The sequence below is a fragment of the Streptomyces sp. NPDC041968 genome, assembly GCF_055589025.1.
The window spans coordinates 1-12,302 of sequence record NZ_JBVJCB010000026.1 but is presented as its reverse complement, the minus strand read 5'-3'; the positions used below and the strand labels follow the sequence as shown (position 1 = coordinate 12,302).

The window sequence follows — 12,302 nt, the reverse complement described above, 5'->3', positions numbered from 1 at the left end:
AGCACCCGCAGCCGCTCATCCTCCGCCAGCACACCCACCCGGCCCACCCGGGCCCCCGGCGCCGACACCACCGCCTCCAGCACCCGCACGAACCGCTCGGACACCCGTTCCGCGAGGTCGGGGGCGACCAGGTCGGGGCGGAAGTCGAGCCGGAAGCTCAGGCCCTCTCCGCCGGTGCCCGGGAGGGCTGCCAGGCTCAGGGCGTAGTGCGTGCCGCCGCGGATCTCGGCGTCGCCGAGGGACAGGCCGGCGCGCTCGGCGCCGGTGCGGACGGCTTCGTGGTCGAGGGGGAAGTTCTCGAACACCGTCAGGGTGTCGAAGAGTTCACCCAGGCCGATGGCACGCTGGAGGTCGGCGAGGCCGATGTGCTGGTGGTCGACGAGTTCGGCCTGTTCGTCCTGGAGGCGTCGCAGGAGTCCGGCGACGGTCTCCGACGGGCGCAGCGTCACGCGCAGCGGCAGGGTGTTGACGAAGAGGCCCACCATGTCGTCCGCGCCGTCGAGGTCGGCCGGCCTGCCTGCCACCGTCACTCCGAACACGACGTCGTCGCGCCCGGTGAGACGGGCGAGCAGCAGGGCCCAGGCGGTCTGCACCAGCGTGTTCGGGGTGACCCCGTGGGAACGTGCCGCCCGGGTGAGGGCGTGGGCCGTGTCGTCGGGCAGGGTGAAGCGGATGCGCTGCTGTGCCTCGGGGTCGGTTCCAGGACTGTCCGTTCCCAGTCGTACCGGTTCGTTCACCCCGGCCAGGGCGGTGCGCCAGGCTTCGAGCGCCGCGTCGTGGTCGCGGGCGGCCAGCCAGTCGAGGTACTCGCGGTAGGGGCGGGCGTGGAGCGGTGCCGGGTGGGCGCCGTCGACCGTCTCGGCGTAGGACTTCAGCAGGTCGCGGACGACGAGGGGCAGGGACCAGCCGTCGAGCACGATGTGATGGTTGGTGAGCACGAGCCGCCACTGGTCCGTGCCGAGCCTGACCACGGTGAACCTGATCAGGGGCGGCTCGGCCAGGTCGAAGCGGGTCCACCGTTCCCGGTCCAGGAGCTCCAGCCAGGCCTCGGCGCGTGCGTCGTCGGAGAGGCGCGTGAGGTCGGCCTCGTGCCAGGGGGTGGTGACGGTGTCGGACACCACCGCGACGGCTCGTCCGTCGGCGATCTGCCGGAAGCCGCTGCGCAGGCCGGGGTGGAGTGCGAGGACGGTGTCGGCGGCCCGGCGCAGGGCCGGGACGTCGAGGGCGCCTTCCAGGGGGAGGACCAGCTGCGCGTTGTAGTAGTCGAGGGCCGCGGTGTCGAACTGGTTGTGGAAGAACAGGCCTTCCTGGAGCGGCGAGAGCGGGAGCACGTCCACGGCGCCCGGCACGGCGGCCTGCGCTTGGGCGATGTCCTCGGGCGTGAGCGCGTCGGCGGTCGCGGTGGCGTCCGTGGCGTCGGCCGGTGCTCCGTCCGTCGCGCCGCTCTCCGCGGCCAGGTCCGGGAGCAGCGCGAGTTCCGCCACGCTCCGGTGGCGGAAGACGTCCCTGGCGGTGAGTCGCAGGCCGGCCCGGCGGGCGCGGCCGACCAGGCGGGTGGCCATGATGCTGTCGCCGCCGGAGGCGAAGAAGTCGTCGTCGATGCCGACCTCGGGCAGGCCGAGGACGTCGGCGAAGAGCCCGCACAGCTCCGTTTCGCGGGGTGTGCGGGGCGCGCGACGCTCGGTGTCGGCGGTGCCGTAGTCCGGCACCGGCAGGGCCTTGCGGTCCAGCTTGCCGTTCGGGGTCAGTGGCAGTTCCGGCAGCACGGCGAACGCGGCGGGGACCATGTAGTCGGGCAGCGCGGCGGCGAGGTGCGCGCGCAGCATCGCCGTGTCGGGTCCGTCGGCGGAGTCCGGGACGACGTAGGCGACCAGGCGCTGGTCGCCCGGGCGGTCCTCGCGTACGACGGCGGCGGCACGGCCGACCTGCGGGTGGCGCAGCAGTACGGATTCGATCTCGCCGAGTTCGATCCGGAAGCCGCGGAGTTTGACCTGGTCGTCCGCGCGCCGCTGGTACGCGAGCCGGCCGTCGGGCGTCCAGCGGACCACGTCTCCGGTGCGGTACATGCGGGTGCCGGGTGCGCCGAAGGGGTCGGCGACGAAGCGTTCCGCGGTCAGGGCCGGGCGGTCGTGGTAGCCGCGGGCGAGTCCGGCGCCGGCGATGTACAGCTCGCCGGAGACGCCGGCGGGTACGGGGCGCAGGGCGTGGTCCAGGACGTAGACGCGGGTGTTGAGGACGGGGCGGCCGATGGAGACGGGGGCGTCGGCGGTGATGTCGCAGGCCGTGGACCAGACGGTCGTCTCGGTCGGCCCGTAGAGGTTGGTGACGGAGGCGGCGACGGTGGTGAGGGTGTGGGCGAGGGCCGTGGGGAGCGCTTCGCCGCCCACGAGGACGTGTACGTCGCCGAGCACGTCGCCGTGGTCGGCGGCCAGCGCGTGCCACAGGCTGGGGGTGGCCTGCATGACGGTGACGTGCTCGCGTGCGACGAGGGTGCGCAGCGCGTCCGGGTCGCGGACCTCGTCGCGGTCCGCCAGGACGACCGAGGCGCCGGTCAGCAGCGGCAGGTACAGCTCCAGTCCGGCGATGTCGAAGCCGATCGTGGTCACGGCCAGCCACCGGGCGGTGTCCGTGGTGCCGAGGCGGTGCACCATGGCGGTGAGGAAGTTGTCCAGTGCGCCGCGGGGGACGACGACGCCCTTGGGCCGCCCGGTGGAGCCCGAGGTGTAGATGATGTAGGCCGGGTGGTCGGGGCGGACCTCGGTGGCGCGTTCGCGCGGGTGCGGGTTGGCGGTGGGCATGGCGGCGCTGCGGGCCTGGTCGAGCAGGAGCAACGGGGCCTGCGCCGTGGCGGGGATGCGGTCGGCGCAGTCCCCGGTGGTGAGCACCAGGGCGGGGCGTGCGTCGCCCAGGATGTAGGCGATGCGGTCGGCCGGGTACTCGAGGTCGACGGGGATGTAGGCGGCGCCCGTCTTGAGCACGGCGAGCAGGGCGACGACCAGGTCCGGGGAGCGCGGGACGGCGACGGCGACGTACTGCTCGGGTCCGATGCCGCGCCGCAGGAGGACGCGGGCCAGTTGGTTGGCGCGGGAGTTGAGTTCGCCGTAGGTCGTCCGGGTGGAACCGTGGACGAGGGCCGGGGCCTCGGGCGTCTGCTGGGCCCGCGCTTCGAACAGCTCGGGCAGGGAGCGGCCGGGGAGCGGGTGCGCGGTGTCGTTCCAGTCGGTGAGGATCCGTTCGCGTTCGGCCTCGTCGAGCAGGTCGGTGTCGCGGACCGGCCGGTCGGGGGCTGCGGCGAGGGCGGTGAGGAAGGCGACGAACCGTTCCTGGTGGGCGGCCAGTTCCGCCTCGGTGTACAGGGCGGGGTTGGCGTCGAACTCCAGGAGCACGCCGCTTCCCGGGGTCGCCGGGTCGCCGAAGGAGACCACGGACAGGTCCTTGACCGGGCCGGTCCACAGCGGGTGCATGACGGTGTCGTGTCCGCCGAAGCGGATCTCCCGGCCGAAGGACATGGCGTTGACGGTGACCGAGTGCAGGCCCCCGCTGCTGCCGGCCAGGCCGAGGTCGCGGTGGAGGTCCTCGCTGCGGTAGCGCTGGTGCTTGAGTGCGCCGCCGACCCCTGCGGTGACCTGCCGCACGAGGTCGGTCAGGGTGGTGTCCGGGTGCAGGGTGAGGCGCAGCGGCACCTCGTTGGCGAAGGCGGCCGGTGTGATGAGCGCGCCCGCGGTGGTGCGGCCCGTGGTGGGCAGGCCGACGACCACGTCGTCGGCGCCGGTGAGGCGGTGCGTGTAGGCGGCCACGGCGGCGAGCAGTACGGAGGACCAGCGGCCCGCCGCGGCGAGCAGCGTCATGTGGTCGGCGGGCAGCCGCACGGTGCGCCGCAGGGCGATCGGGGACGGGTCGGCGGTCCGGCCGGTCAGCGGGGCGGGGTCGGGGGCGCCCGCGAGGGCGCCCCGCCAGTAGTCGCGGTCCTCGTCGTGCCGGGTCGAGGCGCGGTAGTCGTGGTCCTGGCCGACGAGTTCGGCCAGGGGACGGAACCGGGTGGGTGCGGGCTCACGGCCGGCCGCCAGCTCGGTGTAGACGTGGGCGAGCCGACGGCAGTAGACGGCCTGCCCGTAGCCGTCGAGGACGATGTGGTGGTGGCGGAAGTAGAGCAGGGACCGGTTCTCGCCGGTGCGCAGGAGGGCGTGGGTGTACAGCGGTCCCGTGCGCAGGTCGGAGGGGACGGCCAGGTCGGCGTTCATCCAGGCGAGGGCGGCCGTGTCCGGGGCGGGTTCCGTGGTGAGGTCCAGGACGTGCACGGGGATGCCGTCGCCGACCGGTTCCACGGTCTGCCGGAGTTCGTCACCGTCCTCGTCGAAGCGCACGCGCAGCGCCTCGGTCTCGGCGACGGTACGGCGGACCGCCTCGGTCAGGACGCCGGCGTCCACGTGTCCGGCGATCTCGAAGTAGGTGGCGCAGTTGTACAGCGGGCTGTCGGGGGACAGTTGCTGAGCCACCCAGATTCCCGTCTGTGCGGCCGAAACAGCCCTGCGAACCGACCCATGCTCAGACACTGCGCACCTACCCACGTTCTCTTCGGTCTCCTTACGGGCTCTTCTGCTGCGGCACAGCGGGGCCCCCGGGCTGCCCGTGCCCGTGGGTGGCGCCCGCTGGTCAGGCCGCCAGGGGCAGTTCGGCGAGGATGATGTCGACGAGTCCGGCGACGGTCGGCTCGTCCCACATGACCGTGGGTTCGAGCGTCACGCCCAGGTGGTCCTCGATCTCCGCGACGACCGTGAGGGCGTAGATGGAGTCGAGGCCGTAGGCGCCGAGGGGCTCGTCGGCGCGGATGTCCTCGGCGGGCATCTCCAGGTGCGTGGCTATGCGCTCCGTGAGCCAGGCGGTGAGTTCGAGGGGGGAGGGGCCGGCGTCGGTCTTCTCGACGGTGGGGCTGGACATGTGTCAGTTCTCCTTGGGGTTGTGGTCGGCGAGGCTCCGCCTGACCAGGCCGAGGCTGGTGCTCGCCTCGTGGCGGTCGATCAGCTCGTCGAACAGCCGCTGTTCGAGGTCCTGGGGCAGCCGCTCGGGTGGGTGTCCGGGGCGCAGTGGGATCCTGGCCAGCGTCGCGGCGAGCCAGGCGGGGTCGCGGAGGAAGGGGTCCGGGTGGTTCTGGTTGGCCCGCCACAGTCCGACGCAGGCGGCGGCGGCCAGCACGTTCACGTAGCGGTGGGTGAGGTCGTACGAGGCCGAGCCGGCCGCCACGGACAGTTCCGCGGCGGGCAGGTGGGCGCAGGCGGCGGTGAGGTCGCGCAGGTCGTCCGTCAGGTGCCGGCCCACGCGGCGGATCACCGGGTGTTCCAGCAGCAGCGCGGGCTCCGCCTCCAGGCCGGCGGCCAGGGAGGAGGAGAGCCGTTCGCGGCCCGCGGCGGTGACGGCCAGCCGGTCGAAGGGGAGCGGCGGCAGCGCGGCGTCGAGGCGGAACAGCTCCTCGGGTGCGGCCTGGCCCTGGGACCAGGACCGGCGGGCGAGCAGCGGGAGTTGCGGCAGCAGGGACATCTGGCAGGCGGCGCGTGCGGCGTGCCCGAAGCCGGCCGGCTGGATGTCGCGGAGCAGCTTCTGGAAGATGGCGTGCTCACCCTCGCGGATGTAGAAGTGCGCGCCGAGCAGGGTGGACAGCCGGTGCATGGCGTCCATGAGGATCTTGGAGATGAAGTACTTGACCGCCTGGGCGTAGATGCCGGTCTCCGCGGGCACGAGGTGCAGCGCGCGGGTGCCGACGGTGGCGAAGGCGTCGCAGAGCAGCAGGTCGGCGTGGGCGGCGGCGAGTACGGAGCGCACTTCGGGCAGGTCGATGGCGGGGCGTCCGTACAGCGTGCGTGCGCTGAGGTGGCGCACGGTGGTGCGCAGTCCGGTGTCGAGCATGCCGTTGAACATCGCGACCAGCGTGGTGCGGGTGATCTGGAAGGCCTTCAGCGCCGTCTCCAGGCCCTGGCCGGGTCGTCCGACGATGCTGTCGGCGGGCAGCGGGCAGTCGTGGAACTCGATGCCGCCGAGCTGGACGCCCCGCATGCCGACGCTCGGGAACCGGGGCAGGTAGGCCATCCGGTCCTCGGGGAGGCCGGCCTTGTCGACGAGTATCTGGGAGTGGCTGCGGCTGCCCGGGCGGCGGTCGGTGCGGGCGAACATGACGACGGCGTCGGAGCGCTGGAGGTTGGTCACCACCTCCTTGCGTCCGTTCAGGACGAGACGTCCGTCGGGTCCGGGCAGGGCCTCGAACTCGGTCCCGGCCATGTCGTTGCCGTGGGCCAGTTCGTGGTAGGCGACGGAGACCTTCCGGTTGTCCAGGAGGAGTCCGGCGACGTGTCGGCGCTGTTCCTCGCTGCCCGCGGTCCAGATGTTGACGGCGGCGATGAAGGAGCTGGCCCCGTAGCCCAGTCCGAGACAGGGGTCGCGGCGGTAGACGGACCGCATGATCTCGATGAGGTCGTCGAGACGGGTCAGGCGGCCCCCGTACTCGGGGGGTACGAACTCGGCGTTGAGGCCGTACTCGTCCAGGGCCCGCTCGCCGGCGGCGAACATCTCGGCCCGTTCGTCGGCGGCGAGGATCTGCCGGAAGCTCAGGGGGTTGCCGGGGTCCCGCGGGTCACCGAGGTGCTTCTCCAGCGCGTCGGCGCGGTGCGGGGACGCGCTGGCGGCGGTCGCGGTCGCGGCGGACGTGGTGGCCGGGCTGGTCATGCGTGACTCCTGACTGCCGCCGGCCCGAACGCGGAGGCGAGGGTGGGGGGCGCGGTGGCGAGCGTGTGCTCGGCGAGGCGGTCGTAGACCTCGGCGTCCGCCGCTTCGAGGGTGTGGCCCAGGCGGGTCAGGACGGTGCTCAGGCAGGCCCTCAGCCACAGGCCGTCGTGCCACACGGCCGGCGGCTCGCCGGAGCCGCCCTGCTCGTGCGCGAGCGCCTCGTCGTGGTGGAGCCACAGGAGCATGCAGGCCGCCGCCGCGTAGCACAGTTCGTAGCGTTCGGCGAGGACGAAGGCGGACGGGGGCACGTCCCGTGCGGTCCGCCGTTGGGCGCCGAGTTCCAGGTGCAGGGCGTCGGCCTCGGTCCCGATCCGTTCGGCGAGCGCGGCCACGGCCGCGGGGAGGAGGCCCGCCTCGGCGCGGGCCCGTAGCCGCGCGACGGTGTCGGGCAGGCTCTGCACCACGCTGCACCCACGCTGGGAGATCAGCGCGAGCCGTCGGCGGTCGAAGGCCGGGGGCGGGGTGCCGGGACGGGCCGCGGCCTCCACGCCGGCGCCGTCGACGCGTCCGCGCCGGTAGCCGGCGACGAGCAGCGGAAACTGGTCGATCAGGGCGTTGCGGTTGACGGCCGTGTTGCCGTCGAAGATGGCCACGACCCGGTGGTCGCGCTCCAGTTTGGCGAAGACCCCGTCGGCGTACGTCTCGGTGAGGAAGCTGCGGACGCCGAGGAGTTCCGCTCCCCGGTCGAGGACGTGGTGCACGAGTTCGGGGACGAGCGCCTTGGCGACCGCCGAGGTCACGCTCATCTCTCCGGTCAGCGTGTGGACGCTGCGGCTCGCCATGACGCCGGTGGCCTCGGCCAGGAGGGTGGCGGCGGTGATCTCGCCGACGATGCGCCGGATCCTGGGCAGGTCGCTCAGGGTGCGGCCGTACAGCCGACGGCCGCGCGCGTAGTCGGTCACCAGCCGCAGCGCGGTGTCGGCCGCTCCGAGGGACAGGGCCGCGCAGGTGGTCCGGGTGAGTTGCAGCGCCTTGAGCACCGTCTCCACACCGCCGCCCACCTCCCCGACGAGCGCCCCCTCCGGGACCTCGGCGTCATGGAAGGCGATGCCGCTGATGTCGGCGCCGCGGATGCCGTGGGTGGGCACGCGGGGCAGGCAGGTGTACGCGTCGTCGGCGAGACGCTGCTTGTCCACCAGGAACAGGCTGAAGCCGCGGGGGCCGCCCTCCGGCCGCGTGCGGGCGAGCACGCACACGAGCCGGCCCCGGGTGGCGTTGTTGATCAGCCATTTCTCGCCGTTCAGGGTCCACCCGCGCGCGGTCCGGGCCGCCGTGACCTGCCCCGCGAGCAGGTCACTGCCGTGGTCGCGCTCCGTGAGGCCCCAGGAGGCGACCGCTCCCGAGGACACCAACTCACCCAACTCGCGGGCCTGTTCGTCATCCCCGGCCACCCACACCGAGGCGGCGCCGAGGAACGTCTTGCCGTGGCCGACCGCGACGGTCAGGTCGTGCCGGGCGACGGTGCGCAGCAGCGACATCAGCTCGGTGTAGTCGGTCAGTCTGCCGCCCGCCGCGCCCGGCACGTAGTGCGCGCTCAGACCGAACTCGTCCAGGACCCGGCAGGCGGCGGCCGGGAACGCCTCCTGGCGGTCCAGTTCGGCCAGCGCCGCGGGGTGGAACGACGCGTGCTCGTCGCCCGGGAGCCCCAGCAGGGAGTCCAGGGCTGCTACGGCGGACCGGTGCACTGTGCGGAATCCTTCCTCTGGCCGCTCTTCACGCCTGCTGACCACACGGCCGTACGGCGTTCCGTACGGCTGCGCGGGAGCGCTGCGGGGGTGCGGGCTCACCTCTGTCGCGTCGGCGTGCGTCCGGTGTCGCGGGGGCCGCCGTCGACGAACAGCGGCCGCAGCTCACCGCCCGTGAACAGCTCGCGCATCGCGGCCCGCTGGATCTTGCCGCTGGTGGTGCGGCGCACTCCGCCCCGCCGCAGCAGGACCACGGCCCGCACGCCCGTGCCGAACTCACGGGCCACCGTCTGCCTCATGTCCGCGGCGAGTTTGGCGAGGACGTCCTCGCCCAGCCGGCCCGGCACCTCATGGGTGACGATGATGTCCTCGCTCGTACCGGTGACGCCGGGCACGGCGAAGACGGCCCCGAACAGGCCCTGCAAGTCGTCGTGCTGCGCCCGCAGTTCGTGCTCGATGTCCTGCGGGTAGAGGTTCCGGCCGCGGACGATCAGCGTCTCCTTGATCCGTCCGGTGACATGGATCTCGCCCTCGTGCACCAGTCCCAGGTCCCCCGTCCGCAGGTACCCGGAGCGTCCGTCGGCGGTCTCGGCGCGGAAGGTCTCCCGGGTGGCCTCCGGCCGTTCCCAGTAGCCCTGGGCGACGCTCTCGCCCTTCAGCCACAGCTCACCGACGCGGCCCTGCGGCAGCACCTCGCGGGTCCGCGGGTCGACGACGCACACCTCGTAGTCGTGCGCGATACCGCAGCTCACCACGGGCTTGGTGCCCGACGAAGCCTCGGACGGCACGAACCGGTGCCGGGTCAGCTCCTCGGCGTCGACCGGACGGACGACCGGCTTGCGGGCGCCCTCGCCCGAGATGAACACGGTGGCCTCCGCCATGCCGTAGCAGGGGGTGAGCGCCTCGGCGCGGAAACCGGCCGACGCGAACCGCTCGGCGAAGGCTGTCAGCGTCGCCGCCTGCACGGGCTCCGACCCGTTGGGGGCGAACCGCCAGCGGGAGAGGTCGACGCCTTCGAGCTGCTCGTCGGTGACCGTGCGGGCGCACCGCTCGTAGGCGAAGTTCGGCCCCGCGGACCAGTCGAGGTCGTAGACGTCCACCATGCGCAGCCACCAGTGCGGCCGCTTCAGGAAGGTGGTGGGGGCCATCAGCGTGCAGGACCCGCCCAGCACGAGCGGGGGCAGGAGGATGCCCATCAGCCCCATGTCGTGGTAGTGCGGGATCCAGGAGCCGAAGCGGGTCGAGCCGTCCAGTCCGAAGGTGCGGCGGAGACTGTCCACGTTGTGCAGCAGGTTGCCGTGGCTGATCATCACGCCCTTGGGGTCGCCCGTGGAGCCCGAGGTGTACTGGAGCAGCGCCAGCGTGGCGTGGTCCAGCGCGGGTTCGGCCCAGGCGTCCGGGTCGACGGGACCGGCCGGGTCGGCCTCGTCCGTCACCAGTACGGGGCCGGTGGCGACGTCGGTCTGGGCCTCGGCCCACTCGCGCACGTCCGCGTGGACGGCGGAGTTCGTCAGGACGGCGCCGACGCTCGCGTTGCGTGCGATGGAGGTGACGCGCTCGCGCTGGTGACGGTACTGCCCGGGCAGCGGGGCCGGCACGGCGACCACCCCGGCGAACAGGCAGCCCAGGAAGGCGGCCGCGAAGTGCAGGCCTTCCGGATACAGCAGGAGGGCGCGGTCGCCGGGCGCGAGGTGTGCGGCCAGCCGTACGGCGACGCTCCGGGCCTCCGCGTCGAGTTCGGCGTAGGTCAATGTCTCGTCGACCTTTTCCGCAGAAAGATCGCGCACGAAAGTCACCGCAGCCTCGCCCGGCCGGGACGCGGCATTTCCGCGAAAAGCCGCGACGACACTGGGAAGTTCCGCAACTGCAATGGACATTGACCATTCCCCCAAAGCGCGGCACACGGTGCGCGGCTCACGACAACATTCCATCTGCAGCGGGAACATAGTCATCGCATCGGAATCGAGTCAACAGAGGGTCGGCCCGCGACCGGCCCAGAAATCTCCACCCTGGGTAGCCACGACGTCACTCGGCGTCGACATTCCGCCTGTTCCCGGCCGTCAGGCCGGTCCCCCGACGGCCGGGGGACCACCCGCCCCGCACCGGGACGGACGGAGATATTCAGCCTCCCCTTAATCCAGTGACAGGCCTGATGGGCTCATGTTCAATACTCGTGCCCAGTCGTCCAGGGCAATGCACATAAACAACGAGAGGTGCGGGAGTGAAGCAGGCCGGTCTCGAGGACATCCTTCCGCTGACCCCGCTCCAGGAAGGCCTGCTTTTCCATGGCCTCTACAATCCTGAAGCCCAGGACGTTTACGTCTCCCAGCACGTCCTCGACATTGCCGGTCCGGTCGACGGCACCGCACTCCGCTCGGCCGTCGGCGCCCTGCTGGCCCGGCACACGAGCCTGCGCGTCGGCTTCCGCCACGAGGGTCTCACCACGCCCGTGCAGATCGTGCCCCGGTCGGTGGAGACCCCGTGGCACGAGGCGGACCTCACCGGCCTTCCGGACGACGCCGCGCGCCACGCCCGGGCCGAGGAACTCCTGCGCGCGGACCGCGAGAAGCGCTTCGACCTGTCCGCTCCCCCGCTGGTCCGGTTCACCCTGCTGCGGCTCGCCGACCGACGCCACCGCTTCTCGCTGACGTTCCATCACCTGCTGCTGGACGGCTGGTCGCTGTCGGTGGCCCTGCACGAGCTCTTCGCGCTCTACGCCCACGGCGGTGACGCCCGCGCCCTGCCGCCCGTCACCCCGTACCGCGCCTTCCTGGGCTGGCTGGCCCGGCAGGACCGGGACACCGCGCGCACCGCCTGGGCCGACGCCCTCTCGGACCTCGACGAGCCCTCACTGGTGGCTGCCGGTCGGACCAGGTCCGACGACACCGTGGCGGAGCGCGTCACCGTCGAGCTGACGCGGCAGCAGACGGAGCAGCTCACCGCCAGGGCGCGCGAGCTGGGGCTCACCGTCAGCACCCTCGTCCAGGGCGCGTGGTCCCTGCTGCTGTCCAGGGTCCTCGGCAGCGACGACGTCGTCTTCGGCGTCACCGTCTCCGGCCGGCCGCCGGAGGTTCCCGGCATCGAGAGCATGGTCGGGCTGTTCATCAACACGGTCCCGCTGCGGGTGCGGACGCGCCCCGCGGAGCCGGTCGGACAGCTGCTCCAGCGCCTCCACCGGACACAGCTCGACCTCCTGCCCCACCAGCATCTCGGCCTCACGGAGATCCAGCAGGCGGCGGGTCTCCCGGAACTGTTCGACACCATGGTCGTCTTCGAGAACTACCCCCACGACGTGGGGCGCTCGGCGTCCTCCGCGTCCCCGGCTCAGGCCCCGGCGGCGGAGACGGCGGCGGAGACGGCGGCCGCGCCCTCGGACACGGTCCAGGTCGTCGGCCAGAGCACCAGCGACCGCTCGCACTACCCCTTGACCCTGGTCGCCCTTCCGGGCGCCACGATGCGCTTCCGCCTCGACCACCGGCCCGACGTCTACGACACGGCGGCCGCCGAGGAGCTGATGCGGCGCTTCGTGCGGGTGTTGGGGGCTGTGGTGGGTGAGCCTTCGCTGCCGGTGGGCCGGGTGGAGGTGTTGCTGCCGGGGGAGCGGGCTGAGCTTGTGGCCGCGCCTGCTGCGAGTGGTTCCGCGCTCGCGGTTGATGCGGGGGTGACGTTGGTGTCGTGGTTCGCGCGGCGGGTGGCGTCGTCGCCGGGTGCGGTGGCCGTCTCGTGTGACGGTGTGTCGCTTTCCTATGGGGAGTTGGACGGCCGGGCGAATCGTTTGGCGCGGTTGCTGGTCGAGCGGGGTGCGGGTGCCGAGCGGCTGGTCGCGGTGGCGCTGGAGCGGTC

At 72.7% G+C, this 12,302-nt stretch carries 6 protein-coding genes; 1 reads left to right on the top strand and 5 read right to left on the bottom strand.

The window, feature by feature from the left end:
* The 5 genes from ACZ6EG_RS33895 to ACZ6EG_RS33875 form a co-directional block, all read right to left on the bottom strand.
* Window positions 1-4,496, bottom strand: a 4,496-nt coding sequence (locus tag ACZ6EG_RS33895; protein ID WP_469610469.1) for an amino acid adenylation domain-containing protein, incomplete at its 3' end; no start/stop codon positions are given.
* Window positions 4,497-4,653: 157 nt separating this feature from the next.
* Window positions 4,654-4,938 (bottom strand): acyl carrier protein, encoded by a 285-nt coding sequence (locus ACZ6EG_RS33890; RefSeq protein ID WP_391973024.1) that lies wholly within the window; start codon window positions 4,936-4,938, stop codon window positions 4,654-4,656.
* A gap of 3 nt (window positions 4,939-4,941) precedes the next feature.
* Window positions 4,942-6,714 (bottom strand): acyl-CoA dehydrogenase, encoded by a 1,773-nt coding sequence (locus tag ACZ6EG_RS33885; protein ID WP_469610465.1) that lies wholly within the window; start codon window positions 6,712-6,714, stop codon window positions 4,942-4,944.
* Window positions 6,711-8,459: an acyl-CoA dehydrogenase family protein gene (locus tag ACZ6EG_RS33880; RefSeq protein ID WP_391973026.1), complete on the bottom strand. Its 1,749-nt coding sequence runs from the start codon at window positions 8,457-8,459 to the stop codon at window positions 6,711-6,713. Before ACZ6EG_RS33880 ends, ACZ6EG_RS33885 begins: the two co-directional genes overlap by 4 nt.
* A 98-nt stretch (window positions 8,460-8,557) precedes the next feature.
* On the bottom strand, window positions 8,558-10,336 hold the full coding sequence (locus ACZ6EG_RS33875) for a fatty acyl-AMP ligase (RefSeq protein WP_469610461.1): 1,779 nt from the start codon (window positions 10,334-10,336) through the stop codon (window positions 8,558-8,560).
* 344 nt (window positions 10,337-10,680) lie between these two features.
* Here ACZ6EG_RS33875 and ACZ6EG_RS33870 point away from each other — a divergent pair.
* A partial coding sequence (locus ACZ6EG_RS33870; protein WP_469610458.1) for a condensation domain-containing protein occupies window positions 10,681-12,302 on the top strand: 1,622 nt, incomplete at its 3' end.

Coding starts and splice junctions, on each gene's coding strand:
- ACZ6EG_RS33890 (WP_391973024.1), bottom strand. CDS start 4,938: ATGTCCAGCCCCACCGTCGAGAAGACCGACGCCGGCCCCTCCCCCCTC.
- ACZ6EG_RS33885 (WP_469610465.1), bottom strand. CDS start 6,714: ATGACCAGCCCGGCCACCACGTCCGCCGCGACCGCGACCGCCGCCAGC.
- ACZ6EG_RS33875 (WP_469610461.1), bottom strand. CDS start 10,336: ATGTCCATTGCAGTTGCGGAACTTCCCAGTGTCGTCGCGGCTTTTCGC.